Origin of the sequence: Pseudobythopirellula maris (genome assembly GCF_007859945.1) — a bacterium.
Taxonomy (GTDB): Bacteria; Planctomycetota; Planctomycetia; order Pirellulales; family Lacipirellulaceae; genus Pseudobythopirellula; species Pseudobythopirellula maris.
The window spans coordinates 1-18,523 of sequence record NZ_SJPQ01000003.1; the positions used below are offsets into that span (position 1 = coordinate 1).

13 protein-coding genes are annotated in these 18,523 nt (G+C 63.4%); 1 reads left to right on the plus strand and 12 read right to left on the minus strand.

The window, feature by feature from the left end:
• Nucleotides 1–111: 111 nt before the first annotated feature.
• From Mal64_RS12935 to Mal64_RS12970, 8 genes are all read right to left on the minus strand, one after another.
• Nucleotides 112–846 carry a class I SAM-dependent methyltransferase gene (locus tag Mal64_RS12935; protein WP_146400894.1) on the minus strand — a complete coding sequence of 245 codons (735 nt, stop codon included), beginning with the start codon at nucleotides 844–846 and terminating at the stop codon, nucleotides 112–114.
• Entirely contained in the window at nucleotides 785–2,071 is a 1,287-nt protein-coding gene (locus Mal64_RS12940; protein WP_146400896.1) for a DUF3419 family protein, read from the minus strand. Before Mal64_RS12940 ends, Mal64_RS12935 begins: the two co-directional genes overlap by 62 nt.
• A gap of 230 nt (nucleotides 2,072–2,301) precedes the next feature.
• Nucleotides 2,302–3,123, minus strand: a complete 822-nt coding sequence (locus Mal64_RS12945) for a UDP-2,3-diacylglucosamine diphosphatase (protein WP_197525733.1) — start codon at nucleotides 3,121–3,123, stop codon at nucleotides 2,302–2,304.
• A 550-nt stretch (nucleotides 3,124–3,673) separates the two neighbouring features.
• The gene (miaE, locus tag Mal64_RS12950; protein ID WP_146400900.1) at nucleotides 3,674–4,252 is read right to left on the minus strand and encodes a tRNA-(ms[2]io[6]A)-hydroxylase; all 579 of its coding nucleotides are present in this window, start codon (nucleotides 4,250–4,252) and stop codon (nucleotides 3,674–3,676) included.
• Between the two features lie 183 nt (nucleotides 4,253–4,435).
• Nucleotides 4,436–5,290, minus strand: coding sequence for an SDR family NAD(P)-dependent oxidoreductase (locus tag Mal64_RS12955; protein WP_146400902.1), 855 nt, complete (start codon nucleotides 5,288–5,290; stop codon nucleotides 4,436–4,438).
• Between the two features lie 72 nt (nucleotides 5,291–5,362).
• Nucleotides 5,363–5,833: a hypothetical protein gene (locus Mal64_RS12960; protein WP_146400904.1), complete on the minus strand. Its 471-nt coding sequence runs from the start codon at nucleotides 5,831–5,833 to the stop codon at nucleotides 5,363–5,365.
• Nucleotides 5,834–5,959: 126 nt separating this feature from the next.
• The gene (locus tag Mal64_RS12965; RefSeq protein WP_146400906.1) at nucleotides 5,960–6,664 is read right to left on the minus strand and encodes a Crp/Fnr family transcriptional regulator; all 705 of its coding nucleotides are present in this window, start codon (nucleotides 6,662–6,664) and stop codon (nucleotides 5,960–5,962) included.
• Nucleotides 6,665–6,982: 318 nt separating this feature from the next.
• Nucleotides 6,983–8,368: a dihydroorotase gene (locus tag Mal64_RS12970; protein ID WP_146400908.1), complete on the minus strand. Its 1,386-nt coding sequence runs from the start codon at nucleotides 8,366–8,368 to the stop codon at nucleotides 6,983–6,985.
• A 415-nt stretch (nucleotides 8,369–8,783) separates the two neighbouring features.
• On the opposite strand from Mal64_RS12970, the gene Mal64_RS12975 reads away from it, so the two are divergent.
• The gene (locus Mal64_RS12975; protein WP_146400910.1) at nucleotides 8,784–12,215 is read left to right on the plus strand and encodes a S8 family peptidase; all 3,432 of its coding nucleotides are present in this window, start codon (nucleotides 8,784–8,786) and stop codon (nucleotides 12,213–12,215) included.
• Between the two features lie 27 nt (nucleotides 12,216–12,242).
• Here Mal64_RS12975 and Mal64_RS12980 read toward each other — a convergent pair whose 3' ends face one another.
• The 4 genes from Mal64_RS12980 to Mal64_RS12995 form a co-directional block, all read right to left on the minus strand.
• Nucleotides 12,243–13,283, minus strand: coding sequence for a glycosyltransferase family 4 protein (locus Mal64_RS12980; RefSeq protein WP_146400912.1), 1,041 nt, complete (start codon nucleotides 13,281–13,283; stop codon nucleotides 12,243–12,245).
• A 48-nt stretch (nucleotides 13,284–13,331) separates the two neighbouring features.
• On the minus strand, nucleotides 13,332–14,717 hold the full coding sequence (locus Mal64_RS12985) for a hypothetical protein (protein WP_146400914.1): 1,386 nt from the start codon (nucleotides 14,715–14,717) through the stop codon (nucleotides 13,332–13,334).
• Nucleotides 14,718–14,760: 43 nt separating this feature from the next.
• A complete protein-coding gene (locus tag Mal64_RS12990) occupies nucleotides 14,761–17,052 on the minus strand; it encodes a methyltransferase domain-containing protein (protein ID WP_197525734.1) in 2,292 nt (763 codons plus the stop codon).
• Between the two features lie 276 nt (nucleotides 17,053–17,328).
• Complete coding sequence (locus tag Mal64_RS12995; protein WP_146400918.1) at nucleotides 17,329–18,519, minus strand: DegT/DnrJ/EryC1/StrS family aminotransferase; 1,191 nt, start codon at nucleotides 18,517–18,519, stop codon at nucleotides 17,329–17,331.
• Between the last annotated feature and the right edge of the window lie 4 nt (nucleotides 18,520–18,523).

Below are 18,523 nucleotides of genomic sequence, written 5' to 3' on the forward strand. Positions count from 1 at the left end.
GAGGGGGCAGAAGCGGGTACTCGGATTGTCACTTGCGAACCGGGTACCCGGGGCGCCCCCTCCCCTAACCCCTCCCCCTAAAGGAGGAGGGGAACACGCACAGCCCACGCGTTAGTCGATTCTCTTCCGCCCGACGAATCTGTAATAGGGCGCTCTGACTACCGGGATCCAGGGCAGCTTGCCGTACTGCTCGTCGGCGTGCAGGGTCTCGAAACGCCGCGCCAGGTAGGGCAGGTGGTCGGCCGACGGGTGGACGTTGTCCATGCCGAACCAGAACGGCCAGAAGTTGCGTGTGAAGAACGAGTGCTTGCTGCGGCCCGTGTCGGGGTAGCGGCGGGCGACATAAAAATCGGCCACGCCGACCACGCCGCCCGGCTTGAGGACGCGCAGCGCCTCTTCGACCGCCGCGAACCAGTCGGGGACCATCGTCAGCGAGTAGGTGAACGTCACCAGATCGACCGAGTCGCTCGGCACGTCCAGGGCGGTGATGTCGGCGTGCATGACGCCGGCGTTCGTCCAGCCCTCGTTCTGGATCCGCTTCTGGGCAACGCCCAACAGCGACTCGGAGAGGTCGACGAACGTGGCGCTGCCGAACTCGGCGATGCGCTCGCCGAACAGCTCGCCGTTGCGGCCGGTGCCGGCGCCCAGATCGAGCCACTTGCCGCCCGGCTCGATCGGCAACCGCTCGAAGAGCGCTTCACGGCCGTGGAGCATCTTCTTGCGGAAGGCGTCGTAGTCGTCGGCCTGGGCCCCGTAGAAGCTGTCGAGCCGCTCCTGGTGGGTCTCACCGCGTATGGGCGAGAGCGTCAGGTGGTACAGCGTTTTGAGTTGGCTGAGGGCTGGCATCGGCGGCTTGCTCCCGTTGTCGTTCGGTCGGCGCGTCGCGACGCAGCGTGGCGATCGAGAAGCTGCCGTAGGTGTGCACCCGGTCTTTGGCGTGGAGCTCGTCGGCGAGTTCGCGGTTGTAATCGAGGATCTCGCCGAGGCGGCGTTCGGCGCCGCCGATCTTCACGTGGATCGGGTCGACGAACTCGCAGATCACCGCCGCGCTGCGCCAGAGGATCTTGGCGTTGTCGTCGGCGCGGTCCACGATCGCCTGCCACTGCACGCCGAGCGTGTCGCGCATGTGCTCGGCCATCCAGTCCATGTGGTCCAGCAGCACGAAGTGCGAGTAGTTGCGGCCCGTGTCGACCAGGTGGTCGAGGATCGTGGTGGTGTGCGTGTGGACGCGGTCGACCAGCCCACCCTTGAGCCGCGCGAAGTTGTCCTCCTTGAGGTACTCCGGGCAGCAGTCGTGCGTGTACTCGCCGGTGAGGTAGACCCGCCAGAAGTAGTTGTCTTTGAGCGGCAGGCGGCTGAAGACGGCGTCGAGGCTGTCCTCGACGAACTTGGCGATGCCGCCCGGGTAGTAGCGCTCCAGCTGCTTGCGCTGGGCGCGGGGCACGCCGAGCAGCGAGAGCGTGGCGTCACGGCGCATGGCCCACTTGATGTAGGGGCCCCAGAACGCGGGCTTCACATCCTTGTAGTAGATCTCCCGTTGCTCATCGACCGTTTCCGCTTCGAGCAGCCGATCGATGCTCGGCCGCACCTTGGCCCAGCGGTTGATGTAGGCGTTGATGCCCGAGGCGAACATGCCGGCCGTGCCGCGGAAGTAGAAGCTCGGGCGCCGCTTCGTGCCGAGGAAGAACTTGCCGTACTTGTCCCAGTACGCCCGTGACGCGTCGGGCAGGTCGGCCCGCACCATGCCGTAGTACGTTTCCCAATTGTCGGTGCGGCCCTCGCCGAAGGTCTCGAAGAACTGCCCGTAGTCGAGCCGCCGGATCGCGGCGAGCTTGAGGTCCAGCAGCGCGTTCTGACGCGGGTTCACGTCGACCGTGTCGATCCGCTCCGGCTCGTCGAGCGCGTAGTCGAGCGCGTTGCAGCCCGCCGAGGTGATCACCAGCAGGCGGTCGCCGGGGCCCAGCTCCAGCGCAACGCGGTCGAGCCGGGGGTCTTCCCAGCAGGTGTTGTAAACAAGGTGGTTGCCGTGGCAGAGCTTGAAGACTGCCTGGCTTGCTTTGGTCGCCAGCATCGCGCGATCTCGCTATCCGATCGGAAGGCGAGCGGAGGGGTGGGGCCCGTGGGGGCCACGCCGCTAGCGCCTGTGCGTGTAATTTTGCAGAAGCCCAATATCCTACGCGTAAAAGCGGGGCTTGCAAAGCACGCGCATCCGAAGCGGGGGGGCGGAAAACCGCTGGGAAGACGCAAAGCCGGTCCGATTCGGCCGGTCGGCGAAGCGACGCAGCCGCGGCGTCGGCTAAGCTAGCTGATCAGCGAGCCGCTCGCCGGCAAGCCCGCCAGGCTTTCGGCGTGCTCGTCTTCGTCGCCCCGCAGGTCAGGAATGGCGCCCGAGGGGGGGCAGGGGGCGAGCCGGTCGAGCAACGTGCCGTCGCTCCGCACGAGCTCGAACGAGCCGTCGTCGTACTCCAGCAGGGCGGTGCAGTTTTCAACCCAGTCGCCCGTGTTCAGGTAGCTGAGCCCTTCCACCTGGAGGATGCGCGGGTGGTGGATGTGCCCGCAGATCACGCCGTCGCAGCCCGTGTCCTTGGCGCTCGCCACGAGCTGGCCCTCGAACTCGCTGACGTGGCTGACCAGCCGCTTCACGCGCCGCTTGATCGCCCCGCAGAAGGCGTACGGGTCGTGGTTCTTGCCGCGCAGCTTGTTGCCGAGCCAGTTGGCCGTCAGCAGCACGTCGTAAGCGTACGAGGCCACCAGCGAGAGCCATTGGCAGCTCTGCTCGACGCGGTCGAACTGGTCGCCGTGGGTGATCAAGTAGCGGCGGCCGTCGGCAGCCGCGTGCACGAAGCGGTCCTTGATGTCGATCACGCCGAAGTTCGACAGGAAGCTGCGCAGGAAGTCGTCGTGGTTGCCGGGCGTGTAGAGCAGCCGGGTGCCGCGGCGTTTCATCGCCATCAGCCGCAGCATGATCTGGTCGTAAACGGGCAGCCAGCGCCAGCGGCGTTTGAGTTTCCAGCCGTCGATAAAGTCGCCGACGATGTAAAGCTGCTCCGGCTCGTGGCGCTCCAAAAGCTCCAGGAAGGCGACCGCCTGCGAGTGCTTGCAGCCGAGGTGGACGTCGCTCACGAACACGGAGCGGACCGTACGCGACGGCGTCGACTCGTTTCCATCGGTAGCGCAGTGCTCAACAGTACTGCCTTCAGCCGCACTGCCTTCAGCCGCACTTCTTTCAGCCGCACTTCTTTCAGCCGCACTTCTTTCAGCCATGGGATCCTCCGCTGTGGCTTGAGACGGGTGGGGAGAGAGCGACGCGTTGCGAGAGCCGGTCGGTGGGTTGGCGTTGCGGTGCAAGGTGGGCGTCGGCCTATTGGCGCCGACGGGGCGGGGGTGCGAGTCGTGCGAAGGTTTTCTTCCATGCCATCCGGGCGACGGGGCCGCGTGGCGTGGGGCACGTGTGCCCGCCATCGGCCCGACGCCATCGCTCGCCAAAGGCTGCAAGGCGTCTCACTTCTCCGAAGTGTAGCGTGCGGGGATGAAGACTCTGGGAGGCTGGGGCTCAGAGTTTGTGAGCCTTGCGTGTAGTTTCCGTGAAGACGCCCCCCGTCAGCAACCCATGTCGGCCGGAAATCCGCGGGAATCAAGCGAAAACCGCCCCACGCCGCCCCCCGACGTCTGGCTAGCTGTGCATGCGGGGCGGGTCGTCGCTGGCGGCGAGGATCTCGGCCTCCAGCCCGGCCAGTTCGTCGAGCCGCTGCATCACGATGTCCTCGGGGGCGAAATGCTTCGCCAGCCGGGTGTAGGTCGTGTGGTGCCGCGCCTCGGACTCGAACAGGCTCTGGTAGAACTCGGAGAGTTCTTTGTCCTCGGCCACGTGCTCGGCCAGCGACCGGAACCGCTCGCACGAGCGGGCCTCGATCAGGCCCGCCACGAGCAGCCGGTCGACCGCCCGCTGCGGCTCTTGCTTGCGGACCAGGTCGTTGAGCTTGCGGCCGTAAGTGCTCGGCGTCATGCGGCGGAACTTGACGCCGCGCTTCTTGAGCAGCTCAAGCACCATGTGGAAGTGCTCCAGCTCCTCGTTGACGATCTCGGTCATTTCGCGGCAGAGCTCTTCGTCTTCGACGTAAGCGAAGATCAGGTTCAGCGCCGTGCCGGCCGCCTTCTTCTCGCAGTGGGCGTGGTCGATCAGAACGGCGTTCAAGTCGGAGTCGACCTGGTCGAACCAGCGGCGATCGGTCTCGGATTTCAGGTGCAGCATTTTTTGATTGAACCACGAAGGCAACGACGGAACGAAGAATGTAGGGAACGCCCTCTGTGGCGCTCCGACCCCGGGCAGACGTTCACCCGAACAGAAACCAGTCCACAAGGGCGCGGGCCGCCACAGAGGGCGGCCCCTGCAGGCGTCGTCGTTCCTCGGTTCCTTCGTGGTTCTCTTAAGGGATCAGGGATCGAGTTCACGGCGGCTGCGGCGGGCGATCAGGTCGATCGTTCGTTGTGGCAGCCAGCGTTTCAGGCGCCAGAGTCTTGTCGCCTTGGCGCCCAGCGGGGCGTAGAGCCGGTTGCGGTCGAAGGCCCGCAGCGCGCCCTCGGCGACATCGTCGGCCGTAAGCTGGGCCGACGCAAGGTAGCGATCGGCGAGCTCGGCGAGCCGCGGCGTGGCGAACGCCGCGTGGGCGAACAGCCCGGTGGGTGTGACGCCCGGCGCCGCGACCGTCACCCGCAGGCCGTGCGGGGCGAGCTCGCCGCGGAGCGTCTCGCTGAGCGCCACCACACCCGCCTTGCTGGCGTTGTAGGCCGCGAACCCGGGGGGCGAGATCGCCGCGAAGATCGAAGCGATGTTGATGACGCCCCGGGCGGTGGGGGGAGAGCCGACCGGCTGCTTCAGCAGCGGGATCAGCGTCCGGCAGCCGAGCAGGGCGCCGCCGAGGTTGGTCGCCACGACCCGCAACGCGTCGGCCGCTTCGCAGCGGTCCAGCTCGCCTCCGAGCAGCACGCCGGCGTTGCACACCAGCAGATCGAGTCGCCCGCCGGTCGTCTCGGCGAGCCACGCCGGCAACGCGTCCCAGGCGCTGGCGTCGGAAACGTCCATGCCGTAGCTGTGCGCCACGGCGCCCGCTTGGCGGACGAGCGCCGCGGTCTCATCGGCCGTGACCGGATCGCGGTCGATGGCCACGACCCCGTAGCCACGATCGGCGAGCCGCAGGCAGAACGCCCGGCCGATGCCCGAGCCGGCGCCGGTGACGAGCGCAACGGGTCCGCTGTGCGCAGTGGCGAGGTGGTCGGCAGAGTGGGGCATCGCCAGGGGGGCCGGTGTCGTCCGCGGGTTGATCAGCCAGCGGTCGATTGTCGTCGGCAACGATCGGCGAGGCTAGCGCCGGCGGCGGCGCTGCGCGTACAGAACGAGCGGCAAGGCCATGGCGACCGTGGTGGGCAGCACGCCCGGGAAGCGGTCGGAGAACCGGTTGCGGCAGCGGTTGCAACGGGTGAGGTGCGCATCCATCGAGCGGGCGAGGCCCTTTTCGAATTTGGCGTCGGCTTCCCAGAACTTGCTCGTGAGGAAGGCTTCGTACGCCTCGAAGTGCTTGCGGCATTCGCGGCAGTTGATCCGAGCGGCCGGCGGCTCCTCGGCCGACAGCGTCGAGACGCCCCAAACGCCTGCGGCCAAGAGCACGCATGCCGCCAGACCTACGCCTTGCACGGCCCACCGCCGGCGGGCCGAACGGGCCCGGAGCCGACCGCCGAGCGCAGCCAACTGGCCTGGGGCGCAGTCTTCCCAACCATCGCCAGCGGTCTGGGCGGGGGGAACTTGCGGAGTCGAGCTAGCGGACGGGTCGTTCATGATTGGTTCACAATGTTCGGCGGCAACCAACCATCGGGTCCGCTCTCGTCGTTCATTATCGTTTGCAGGGGGGCATTTCTCTGTGATCGGGGTTACATAGTACCCATTGAGGTAAACCGAAGGAATTCAATTGTTGGGCCCCGATTCGCCGTTTCCGCTAGCCTCAAGGGTGGCCGGGTCTGTGAGGACGATTTTGCGGCGTCCCAGCACAAGCTTACCCTCGGCTTGCAGCTCGCCGAGCAAGATGGTGACGGTCTCTCGGGTGCTGCCGATCACGCTAGCCAGGTCCTGGTGCGAGAGTTTGATCCGCAGTTTCACCCCCTCGGCCGTCGCCTCGCCGTATTGATCGGCGAGCTCTTTGAGCAAACTGATCAAGCGGTCGCGGTTCGAGCGGAAGAGCAAAGAACGGAGACGACGCTCGATCCGGCGTCGACGCAAGCCGTAGAGCTTGGTTACCCCATACGCGATATGGGGATTCCGCTCGACCAGGGCGGTCATCAAGTCGCTTGGCACGAGGATGACGGTCGACTTCTCGGCCGCCTCGGCGTGCTCTTCCCGCTCGCCCGGTTCGAGGAGCGAGAGCTCGCCGAAAAGCTCGCCTGGCTCAATAAAGGCGAGAATCGATTGTTTGCCGTCGGAAGTCAGGCTGCCGATCTTCACCCGGCCCTCGGCCAGCACCAGCACGCCGTTGGCCTGATCGGCCGGCAGGTAGATCGGCTCGCCCCGCTTGTACGTGCGCGATCGGCTCCGAGCCTCTAATGCCGCAACCTCGTCGGGCGCCAAATGCCGAAAGAGGTCGCACTGCTTGAGGAACCAGAGCGTCTCGGTCATGGCGTTCTGGTCGGCGGGGCGGAGGGGAGGCGGGATCGGCTTGGGGGAGCCATTCGTCGGAGCGCCGAACTTGCGGGAGCCAGAGGGGTCAGATCCACGCGTTTCGGAACCAGGCGGGGGGGAGCCGTACGCGGCGGCGCGTCCGGGAGGGGCGCCTTCCGGGTCGCCGCCGATGAGTAATCCACTAGAGCCCATATCGTAATAGAATCGCCTCCCACTCTAAAGACGTCCCACCGCTGGGTGGGGCGTGTGCGTGATACGCGGCGCCACGAGAGCCGTGGCTGCGAACCGCAAAAAGGTGGTCCGCAATTGAAGCACTCAGCCGTTTTCAGTCTCCTCGGTCGACCAATATCCTCCCAACCCGTGGTCGAACCGAACCGCTCGGCCGACCACCTCGGGGGAGACTGTACCGTCTCGGAATACCGTACGGCCGCCGACCCACGTACGCACGGGCCAACCAATGAGTTCTTGCCCATCCCAAGGCGACCAGCCCGATTTGGTGATCTGGCTCACATTGCTGACGGTGGCGCGCTTTTCTAGGTCGACCAATACCAGGTCGGCGTCGTAGCCGCGCTCGATACGGCCTTTGCCCACCATGTCCCAAACCCGAGCCGGCGCGTCGCACATCCAGTGCGTCACTTGTTCGAGTGTGCAGCGGCCGCGGTGGACCTCGTTGAGCATCAGCGCCAAAGAATTCTCGACCGCCGGCAAGCCAGAAGGCGCCTTCGGGTACGGCTGCCGTTTCTCTTCGAGCGTGTGCGGGGCGTGGTCGGTCGCCACAACCTGCAGCCGCCCGTCGAGGAGCGATCCCCAGATCCGCTCGCAGTCCTCTTTGTTCTTGAGCGATGGGTTCATCTGCACAAGCGTCCCGAGCCGCTCGTAGTCGTCGACCGAGAACAGCAGGTGGTGGGGGCACGCCTCGGCCGTGATGAGCGGCGTGAGGCCCGCCGCCCGCCGCGCGGCGATCGCCGCGCCGATCAGGTCGGTCTCGTCGCCTGTGGAGACGTGCAGCACGTGGAACCGGTGCTCGTGGCGGTGGGCCAAGTCGATCGCCCGGGCGGTGGCGATGCGCGCCGCCTCGTGGTCGCGGATGCGTGAGTGGTCGGCCACGTCGGTCGAGTCGGCGTACCGTTCGGCGTTGGCCCGCACCGTCGTCTCGTCCTCGCAATGGGCGGTGATCGGCAGGCGGGTCTCGGCGAAGATCCGTTCGAGCGCCGCCTGCTCGTCGACCAGCAGGTCGCCGGTGCTCGAACCGATGAAGATCTTGATCCCCGGCGTACGCTCACCCGCTTCACGCTCGATGCGCCGCAGCTCTTCGACGTTGTCGGGCGTCGCCCCGACATAGAAGCCGTAGTTCACCACGCACTTTGTCGCAGCCAGGGCGAGCTTCTCGTCGAGCCGTTCGAGCGTCACCGTGTTCGGCACGGTGTTGGGCATCTCCAGGAAGGTCGTGACGCCCCCTTTCGCGCACGCCCGGCTGGCCGTGGCGAGATCCTCTTTGTGCGTGAGACCCGGGTCGCGGAAGTGGACCTGATCGTCGACCACGCCCGGCATAAGCACGAGCCCCGTGGCGTCGACCGTCTCGTCGGCGGCCGTCTGGATGGCGGGGCCCAGGTCGGCGATTCGGTCGCCCTCGACCAGCACGTCGATGCGTTCGACGCCCGAGGGGAGCACCACGTCGGCGCCACGGATCAAGGTCTTCATCGAGTCATCTCTTTAGAGGGTAAGCGGGGCAGGGGGACGCGGTGGCGTCAGCGCTGCACGAGCCGCCCATTGTCGCCGCGCGTGTGGCGTTTCGACAACACGCCGCGCACACGCGACATCGGGCCCCGTCGCGCGGTGGCGTTTGGGCCACGCGGCGCCGGACTGCACGGCTTGCGAGGGGGGACCGGCAGCGGATTTCCCGCGACTTACTCCGCCGGGCTCCGCCGGGAGAAACGTGACCTAAGTTTTCAACGAGCCGCTGCGCAAGCCTCGGCAGACACTTTTCCCCGCGACCTTTTCCCACTTGTTCACCCCGCCGCCGCGACACGCCCCGTGTCGCCGGCCCCGCCCGATCGCACGGCACACGACGTTCGTGTTGCTGCGACACGGCGAACCGAGCCGGCCCTCATCCCCCATGTCCAAAAAAGCCCTCCGCCTCCGAACCGCACGCGCCACTCAGATCGAGTGCCTCGAAGAGCGGATCGTGATGACCGCCCAGGCGCTCGATGCGCTGATCACGCAGCACAACGGGGTCGGCTTCGACGCGATCGACCAGCACATCGAGGTCGCCCCGCATCAAGAAGACAGTCTTCAGGAAGGCGGCTACTGGCAGCAAGACGATCTTGAGCTCCCGCTCGGGCAGGAGTTCGAGCGCGTCGAGCAAACGCTCAACAGCGCTCACGCGCTCACCGGTCTCGACGAGGTGCTCGCCCATTACGGCTTCACCGGCGACGGCCAGACCGTGGCGGTGATCGACAGCGGCATCGCCTGGTCGCACGAGGCTCTGGGCGGCGGTCTCGGCAAGGACTACCGCGTGGTGGGCGGCTGGGACTTCACCGAGAACGACGCCGACCCCTACGACGACGGCCCCAACGGGGGACACGGGACCCACGTCGCCGGCATCGTCGGCGCCGACGGCCTGCTCGACGGCGTCGCCTCGGGGGTCGACCTGGTCGGCCTCCGCGTGTTCGACGACTCGGGCTACGGCCACTTCGGCTACGTCGAGCAGGCCCTCCAGTGGGTGATCGCCAACCACGACAACTCGGCGATCGTCAACCACCCGATCACCGCGATCAACCTCTCGCTCGGGATGTCGTGGAACGATGACGTGGGCGAGATCCCCTTCGCCTCGATCGAGGACGAGTTCGCCCAGCTCGAATCGATGGGCATCTTCATCTCGGTCTCGGCCGGCAACAGCTTCACGTCGTACAACGCGCAGGGCCTGAGCTACCCCGCCGCCAGCCAGTACGTGACGCCAGTCATGTCGGTCGACGACAACGGCTCGCTCAGCTACTTCAGCCAGCGCCACACCTCGGCGATCGCCGCCCCGGGGCGCACGGTCACCAGCACCGTGCCCGACTACGCCGCCAACGACGCCGACAACATCGACGACGACTGGGCCAGCATGTCGGGCACGAGCATGGCCTCGCCGTACGTGGCCGGCGCCAGCGTGATCATCCGCCAGGCGATGGAGTTCGCCGGCTACGAGAACATCACCCAGGACACGATCTACGACCACATCGTCTCGACCGCCGACCAGTTCTACGACTCGGCGACCAACGCCACGTACAACCGCCTGAACCTGTGGTCGGCCATCGACGCCCTGATGCCGGCCGACGACTACGGTTCGAGCATCGACACCGCCTACAGCCTCGGCGTGCTGAGCGACGGCCTGCAAGCCAACGCCGGAACGATGGACGGCGCCATCACGGCGCTCGACGACTCCGACTACTTCACGTTCACCGCCGGGGTGACCGGCGAGGTGACCTTCACCGTCGGCGCCGCGTCGCACGAGTTGCAAGCCGCCTGGCAGGGCTGGGACGGCTCCGGCGCCGTGGGCGACGGAGCGGTCGGCGACAACGGCGCCAGCTACACCCTCCAGGTCCAGCAGGGGCAAACTTACACCGTGGCCCTGGCCACGGCGGACGGGCTGGGCTACTACGACTTCACGATCGACGTGGAGAGCACGTTCGAGTTCGTCGACTGGGGCGCCACCGGCCGCCAGGATACGCACGCCGGCGTCGCCGTCGACGGCGAGCAGTGGTTCCGCGTGACCGCCGGCCAGGCGGGCTACGTCACGGCCCAAGCGCTCGTGACGAGCGGCGCGGCCACGGTCGAGCTATACGACGCCAACCTGCAATCGCTGGACGACGACGGCGCCCGCTCCGAAACGTACGCCCAGCAAGGCGACGAGATCTACATCCGCGTGACCGGCGCCGCCACGCTCGACGTGCGGCTGACCAACGCCGTGAGCATGAGCGGCGGCGTGGCGACCGTCACCGGCACCAGCGGCGACGACGCCCTCACCTTCACCGCCGGCGACACGACGCACACGGTGAGCCTGAACGGCGTGAGCTACAACGTGTCCGCCACGAGCATCCAGATCAACGGCGGCGCGGGCTCCGACTCGCTGCTAGCTCACGGATCGGCAGCAAGCGAAACCGCACTAGTAGGAGTCAATAGCGTTAGTCTCACTTCCTCGGGATACGGTCTTCATGTTCGCGGCGTCGAGGAGAACGTCTTGGTGGGAGGCGGTGGGAACGATACTGCTTACATGTACGGCTCATCCGGCGCCGATACTTATCGGTCGTACGGGGACCGCGCAGTCATGTCTGGATCAGGCTATTACAACCGGGCGTCAGGGTTCGATTCGACTACGGGGTTCGCGAATGGTGCTGAAGACATCGCGTACATGTATGGTTCATCGGGGGATGACTTATACCGAAGCTATTCCGATCGGGTCGTGATGTCGGGGGCCGGTTTTGTCAATCGCGCCTTCGGGTTCAGCAGCACCGTGGGGTATGGCGACTCCGCTAATGACATCGCTCAGATGTTCGACTCGGCTGGGGCAGACGAGTATCGCACATCGGAAACTCATGCCATTATGGCCGGTCAGGGGTACCACAATACGGCCGTGAGGTTTGGCGCTACGTACGGGTTCGCAAGCGGTCCTAGCGACATGGCTTGGATGTACGGCTCATCGGGGGACGATGTCTACTCCACTTCCGCTGAGCGGGTGGTGATGCAGGGGGCTGGCTACGCGAATACAGCGAGCGGCTTCGGGGCGACAGTCGGCTACGCAAATGGGGAAAACGATCGTGTGTATATGAGGGGCTCGGACGGAGACGATCTTTACCGAGCCTATTCAGATCGCGTGGTGATGTCAGGCGCAGACTACCTCAATCGTGCCTATTCTTTCGACCAAACATGGGCCTATGGAGACAGTGCCGGTGATATAGCGCAGTTGCATGGGACACCAGAAGACGAGGAATACCGCACCTCAGCAACACACGCGGTGATGAGCGGAACTGGCTATATTAACACCGCGGCTTACTTTTCAAGCACGTTCGGACATGGCGGCGGCGGTGGCGATCAGGCCTGGATGTACGGATCTGAGGCTGCCGACACTTACGTTGCCTATGCTGACTACGTGAGAATGTCGAGCGTGTCTTACTCGAACACCGCGTCTGATTTCGCAAGCACCTATGGCTATGCGAATGGGGCTGGGGACCGCGCCGAACTTTACGGAACAGAAGCATCCGACTCCTTCCGTGCTTATACCGATCGCTCGATATTGTCAGGCGCCGGTTACTACAGCCGTGCGACGGGGTTCGATATCGTTGTGGGATCGGGTGAAGGCGGTGCCGATACCGCTTGGATGTACGACGAATCCGGTGACGATCTAGCCACGGTTCGCGACGAAGCCGTTAGTTTTGCGCTCGGATCGGGGCGTCGGCTTGAATCGCAGGACTTCGAAGAGGTGTACATCCATGGAACGGGGGGGAGCAACGCAGTAGATGAGACGGCTGTCGACTACTACTTCGAGCGTGTCGGGAACTGGGTGTAAAAAGTACGTGAGTGTGCGGTGATATATTCAAGCCGCGTCGGCACTCCATTCCCGCCTTGTGTTCCGCTTCGGAAGCGTGGAGAGCATGTTGTCCAACAGTTCCCCTAGGAACTTTTGTCGACGTTCGAATCGGAACTCTGAGTCAATTCGCCGCGATGCGAGCAGGCCGAGTTCGCGTGAATCCTCCGCGTTGTCAAGCGCCTCCAGCAGCGACAAGGCGATCGATTCGGGGGATTCGTTCTGCACATAGTAGCCGTGCGGCCCGACCACCTCGGGGATGGCCGTTTTCCGGTTGACGACCACCGGGGCTCCGCACGCCATTGCTTCAGCGATGGCCAGGCCAAAACCCTCGTGCCGGGAGCACTGATAATACGCTCCGCAACGTTGCATCCAACTGATTTTCTCTTCCTTGCTTATCTTGCCAAGGAACTCTACTTGATTGGCAATGCCGAGTTCTTCTGCGCGACGGCGAAGCGGTCCTTCGCCGTCCATCGGCTCGCCTGCCAGTACTAAGCGTGAGTCCGGGCGTGTCTGCTGGACAATGGCGAAAGCTTCTATTAACTCCGGGAGCATCTTTCGGTGCGTATTGCGGAGCTTCTTCCAGGCCACGTTGAAGATCACGGATTGCTCCGTCCGAGTGTTCTGCGGGGTCGCTAAACGGTACTCGTCCATCACGATGTGTGGGCAGAGCAATGGGTCTTTCAGTGGCATCAATTCAGACAGCCGTTCGATCATGTAGCGGCTAACGAAGACACTACGGTCGGCAAATCGCATCCCATTGCGGACGAGGAATCGGTAGACCCACGACCTCTGTTCGTAGATGTCTGGCTCCAGCGATCCGGTGACGCAAATAGGTGTGCCACGCATTTTGATTACCGGGCCAACAAGCCACAGCCAATTCCACCACCAGAGGAAAACTATATCGGCGTCGCGTGGCAACTCTCGTAACGAAGTGGCTACTGTGACACGGTGACCCAAGGATTTGAGGATCTCGATGTCCTGGCGGTAGAACTCGGTGCTGGTGAGCCTGTCACGGGCCACCCGGTAGGCGAGGAATGCAATATGCATGTTTGTCTTGCGTTATTCGTTAGGGAGCCGTTAAGGGGGCCGCGACTGCTATGCAATGGAAGAGCGTCGCTTGGGCTTTCTGGACGCCGAGCCTTGGTGCGGCGCAGGGGGGGCGGCTTTCACGAGGTGCGTTCGGATCGCCGGGCTGAACGCCTGGCAGACAGAGCGTAAGAAAGCCATCTCGAAGAAAAACATGATGAACAGCACGAACATCTCGTACGGCTCGCCTCGGTGAACAAGCACCAAGAAACGGCCGCTCAGAGGGCCGACCCACATTGCAGCCCAGAAGCGACACTGCATGCTCTGCAGAAGCCAGCAGTACAACATGCCATGGAGAACCAAGACCGGAATCCCAAACCACCCCCAGAAGTTGATGAACACGTCACCCAGGATCGATGGCGGGACCGTGACCTGCAGGTCCTCAGGGCGGCTGTGGACAACCAATCCGAAAACGATATTAGTGTCCGGTGGTTTGATATCGGGGAATCGCGACTCTTTTAGGAAGAAAACAGGCATGCGGCGGTAGGACGCCCCATTCAAGTATGGGTAGCTGTCGGGGAACGTGTCGATAGCGCCCACGATGTTCGCACTGTAACTTAGGGGGTCGCGGTCCCACATGCCGTCGTATGTGCTGGGCGTAAGCAAGATCGCAACCGACTTAGTGAAACTCGCTCCCGGGTAGTGCCTCAGCTCAAATAACCCGATCGCTAAGGCCAAAGAGACGAATCCTAGCAATGCGATTTGAGCGGCCCGCTTCGCCGAGAACCGATACCGGATGCTGGACGCGACAAGCAGTGTGGCGACCATCGCCAGTGGGATCGAGCGAGTCCCCTTCGAGAAAACAAGAAAAAAGGCCAGGCTCGCCAAGGGTATGTAAGCGAGAGTCAGTAGCTGGTAGCGGCGGTTTAGGAACACGCCGATAAATGCGGGAACGTAAGCAAAGCTCGATAGGTGGAGTGAGAGAACAGAGAGTACTCCCTGGTTCTCAAAGCGGTAAGCAAACCTGCCTGCGTTGAGGATGTCCGACAGGGATATTCCCTTGGAGTACATCATCAGCAGCTGAGCCCCTGCAGTAGCTGCAATCGAGGCCCAAAATAGTTTCTCCAACATCCGCTGGGTTCGGCTGTCGGCTATCTGCCGTAAGAGATGCTTTCTTCGGGCGGCAAGCAATGGCGTGGGCGTACGGTAGGCACTGAAGCCGATCGCCAGCGCCACCACCCCCGCAAACGCATACCATGCCGCCTCGACGCGGGAAGAGTAGCTGAACACATTGACGTAGGCGCTTTCCGATTGCATCATCGGAGCTAGACCGAAGACCAGCCCGTAGGAGAGGAAAAAAACGACCTCACCAAAACGGCCTTGCAGATCCTTCGCTCGCACCGCTACGAGGGCGGCGCAGAGGGAGAGGGTGAGCGTGCAACCTAAGTAGAGCATTCTGATTTGCCGGCTGGCTCGCGAATGTTGGCCGTGCTTGCGGTCAGGCCGCAGCGGCGTTGCAGAAGGGCTTTTTGAAGTAGAACGCTACCCCTAGGTACCCCCCGTGATCGGTGAACTGCGCGTGCACGCCGTCCATTGAGGAGTTCTGCAGCCGCAGCATCAGGTGATTCAGGTTGTAGTTGTTCATCTGCATGCAAGGTGCGCCCCATGCACGGCGGCGCAAAAGGTTGACAACATTGTTAGCAAGAGGGACGTTGTTCTTTGCCCATGTGATCCAGCGGATCGACTCACGGTTCTTCGCGTAAGTTACGTGGATCACGCCGACACCTCCCGGGGCTAGGTTGGCGATCATCTTGTCAACGATCGCCAAGCCTCTGCGTGGCGGGATGTGCTGGAGCACGATGAAACTGTGGACCAAGTCGAAGGACCTCGATTCGTCGGAACTCCAGCTGTCGGCCTCAAGAAAAGCTGCGTTCGATATGCTATGCGATTTGCAGTTCTTGCGGGCTTCGTCGATCATCGCTTCCGAGATGTCGACACCGATCACCTCGTCCGCGTGAGCGGCTAGGGGGATCGTAAGCCGCCCCACACCACACCCGTAGTCCAGAGCGCGGAGGAAACGTTGGGGGGCATCGACACGACTACGCGCCACGTCGAGCATTGATTGAACGTAGTCATGACCCGACTCGAAGAAGCTGTCTAGTTCTTCACGGCCTAACGATTCCTTGCGGAAGCGGGGCTGGGCGAGGACGCCAAAGTAGGGGTCGCTTTCGCCAAACTTGCGCCACGCCCTGTCTGATTTGTGCGACATCGGATGCATCCCTGCGTTCTTGGTTTGAAGGTACTCGTCGCTGACGTGCCGATAGGAAAGAACGCGCTCTGTCGTGGGTGTGCGTTTCTTCAATAGCGAGCACATGGCGTTGCAGGCGATAGAGCGATCGTCTTTGTCGAGCACCAAACGCCACGCCGATGCGAGGCACAATGGCGGCAGCACGACTATCACGAAAGGCCTTGCCGCGTCGGGTGTCATCGAGACGGCCATATGGACTGCAAGCGGAGCCGCAACTGCAAAAATCAGCGGCCGCGCGAACAAATGCTCAAGGCAATCGGACCATCTCATGCCCAAAGCCGGGCGAATTAGACATGGAATTCCCAGGACGGCCAAGAGCGATGCGACGAACGCCCCGGCCGCGATTCCGAGCAACGGATCACTGGTCACTGAGCTCAGCACAACTGCTAGCACAATGGTTAGGGCCGCTTTGGCCGCCATGAGGAGCGAGAGTTTCCGGTGCAGGTTCATTGCCATCAGGTACTGGATTGGCGCACATGTCGATGCGTCGATGACAAAAGCGCCTGCGACTAAGAATAAGACAGCATCGCCCGGGTAGGCTCCTGGGCCCACCCAGGCGTCGACAACGTTTGAGATAAAGGGCGCCGAGAAGGCCACAAAGACTGCTGCGAGAACCGAGGTCGCCTTGGTAAGTAATTTTGCTGTGGCTGCTAGCTGCGATGAGCTACCCGTTGAGGACCACATCACCACGTAAGGCTGGATCGCTCTCGGCAGGGTCGCGATCGCCGAGTACGCCGCGATCCTATAGACGCTGACCAGTAGGAAGAACGGGGCTGTAGCACTGAGGGCTGCAAGACGGGGTGTCAGCAAGACGGTGGCGCTACGGTCGACCACCGTAGCGGCATTGATGAGAAAGAAAAAAACGGAATTCCCAGCTAGTTTGCCAATCAACCGCGGGCGGAAGTGTTTTATCCGAAGCCGTGCCCATTCTCCGCAACGTGATGAAGACAAACAAACCGCTGTGTTCGACACCAGCATCGCGGTGTTTGCCACGATCGAAACCCCCAGCAATCCCATCCCTGACAGCAATGCTAAGGCGGTTGAGACCAGCGTGAAGACCGTAGCGAGAATCTCCCAGGCGACGCGGGAAGGCATTTTGCGGGCTCCGATCAGCAGACCGGGAAACACCAGCATCGGGATTCTTATGAGGGCTAAGACGGTCGAAGCCGCCAAGCACTCTCGCAGCAACGGCTCGAACTGGGCGTCTTCTGGGGCAAGAAGCCAAGAGCCGATCGGCTGGGTCAAGATTACCGCAACGGCGACCGCCCCAACGGGCAAGACGATCAGCCAGTACAGAACATGCGCTGTCGCCATGATTTGCGACACGCGGCGGTAATTTCCTCTTGTGTATGCTCGGCCTATCTGGTTGACAACGGACTGCCCAAGCCCCGATTCGGTGAGGCTTAGGTACATCGTGGTCGTGCTGATCGCGATCCAGAGCCCGTAACGCTCGGGGCCTAGTTTCGCAAGCATCAGCGGCATTAGTAGTAAGGCGGAGCAGGATCGCAGCACCGTACATAGAATGAGTAACACATTTGCTACGAGAGTTCCTCGAACAGCCGAAGTGCCACGCTTGTTCGTCTCTGGAGAATCGACTGCGCTGCCACTGCGGGCGGGGCTGTCGCGTTGCTCGGGCGTGCTCGGCTGTCGCCGTCTGGTGGGGGTTGTCCTGTCCATGGGGGGGCGCGATAGTCGATACTCTCCGCAGCGGTCCGCGTAATACTGTGGAGGTGTAAGGCTGATGGAGGATTGCTTAGCTCACGCAGCAATTCTTTGTCTGGAGCTTGCTTCGTCTATCACGGAGTAAACGGTTCTGGCAAAGTTTCCGCACTCTTCTGCGGTGTGCGTTGGGTCGACAAGCAACATCAGACTGGTCTCGCCGAGCTCTTTAGCCACGGGGAGCCTATGCCGCGGGCGCCATTCGGAGGGGAACGCCTTTTCGAGGTAGATCTCCGAGCAAGAACCACTGAAACATGGCACACCGCGTGCGTTGATTTCGTCCATCACCCGGTCGCGATCCCAGCCCTTCAAGAGCCTCTCGGGGCGCACGAATACGTAGTGCTTGTAGTGGGCGTGACTCACGCCAGCCGGTGGTACGGGAACTCGGAGACTCGGGGCCTCTGACAAAATCCGATCGATGGCCTTGGCGTTTCGACGCCGAGTTTCGAGCCACTCGGGCAGTCGGCGTAAAGCCACGCGGCCGATCGCCGACTGCACCTCGGTCATGCGGTAGTTGCTGCCGAAGCTCTCGTGCAACCAGCGGAACCCCGGCGGGTGATCGCGATTGAAAACCGCGTCGTAGCCCTTGCCGTGGTCCTTGAAGCTCCAGGCCCGTTTCCATGCAGCCTCGTCATCGAGAACCAGCATTCCCCCTTCGCCCGCGGTGGTGAGGATCTTATCTTGGCAGAACGAGAACGCAGCGGCGTGACCAAACGAGCCAACCGGCCTCCCGTTCAGTTCGGCGCCGTGGGCTTGAGCACAGTCTTCGATCACGATCAGCCCACGCTGTTCCGCCAGATCGAGGATCGGCCCCATCTCGCAAGGCCAGCCGGCCAGGTGGACCGGGATGACCGCTTTGGTGCGTGTGGTGAGCACGGCCTCGATCGTCTCGGCCGTGACGTTCTGCGAATCGTAATCGACGTCGGCCACGACAGGCTTGGCGCCACGAGCGACCACGGCGCTGGCCGTTGCGATGAAGGTGCGAGCGGGGACCACCACTTCGTCGCCGGGGCCGACACCGAAGGCGTGCAACGCAAGCTCCAGCGCCAATGTTCCGTTCGCCAGGGTGATCGCGTGATGGCGCCCGAGCGATTGGGCGTACTCTCGCTCAAACAGCTTCCCCTCTTCTCCGGTCCAGTAGTTCAACTTGCCGCTCCGAAGGACGCGCAGCGCGGCTTCCTGCTGCTCTTCGTCGCAGACGGGCCAGGGTTGGTGGAGGTGGGATTGCATGGTC

What these genes read in the sequence shown, in the direction of transcription:
- Mal64_RS12935 (WP_146400894.1), bottom strand. Translation starts at nt 846, where the DNA reads ATGCCAGCCCTCAGCCAACTCAAAACGCTGTACCACCTGACGCTCTCG.
- Mal64_RS12940 (WP_146400896.1), bottom strand. Translation starts at nt 2,071, where the DNA reads ATGCTGGCGACCAAAGCAAGCCAGGCAGTCTTCAAGCTCTGCCACGGC.
- miaE (WP_146400900.1), bottom strand. Translation starts at nt 4,252, where the DNA reads ATGCTGCACCTGAAATCCGAGACCGATCGCCGCTGGTTCGACCAGGTC.
- Mal64_RS12955 (WP_146400902.1), bottom strand. Translation starts at nt 5,290, where the DNA reads ATGCCCCACTCTGCCGACCACCTCGCCACTGCGCACAGCGGACCCGTT.
- Mal64_RS12960 (WP_146400904.1), bottom strand. Translation starts at nt 5,833, where the DNA reads ATGAACGACCCGTCCGCTAGCTCGACTCCGCAAGTTCCCCCCGCCCAG.
- Mal64_RS12965 (WP_146400906.1), bottom strand. Translation starts at nt 6,664, where the DNA reads ATGACCGAGACGCTCTGGTTCCTCAAGCAGTGCGACCTCTTTCGGCAT.
- Mal64_RS12970 (WP_146400908.1), bottom strand. Translation starts at nt 8,368, where the DNA reads ATGAAGACCTTGATCCGTGGCGCCGACGTGGTGCTCCCCTCGGGCGTC.
- Mal64_RS12975 (WP_146400910.1), top strand. Translation starts at nt 8,784, where the DNA reads ATGTCCAAAAAAGCCCTCCGCCTCCGAACCGCACGCGCCACTCAGATC.
- Mal64_RS12980 (WP_146400912.1), bottom strand. Translation starts at nt 13,283, where the DNA reads ATGCATATTGCATTCCTCGCCTACCGGGTGGCCCGTGACAGGCTCACC.
- Mal64_RS12985 (WP_146400914.1), bottom strand. Translation starts at nt 14,717, where the DNA reads ATGCTCTACTTAGGTTGCACGCTCACCCTCTCCCTCTGCGCCGCCCTC.
- Mal64_RS12990 (WP_197525734.1), bottom strand. Translation starts at nt 17,052, where the DNA reads ATGCCGCTGATGCTTGCGAAACTAGGCCCCGAGCGTTACGGGCTCTGG.
- Mal64_RS12995 (WP_146400918.1), bottom strand. Translation starts at nt 18,519, where the DNA reads ATGCAATCCCACCTCCACCAACCCTGGCCCGTCTGCGACGAAGAGCAG.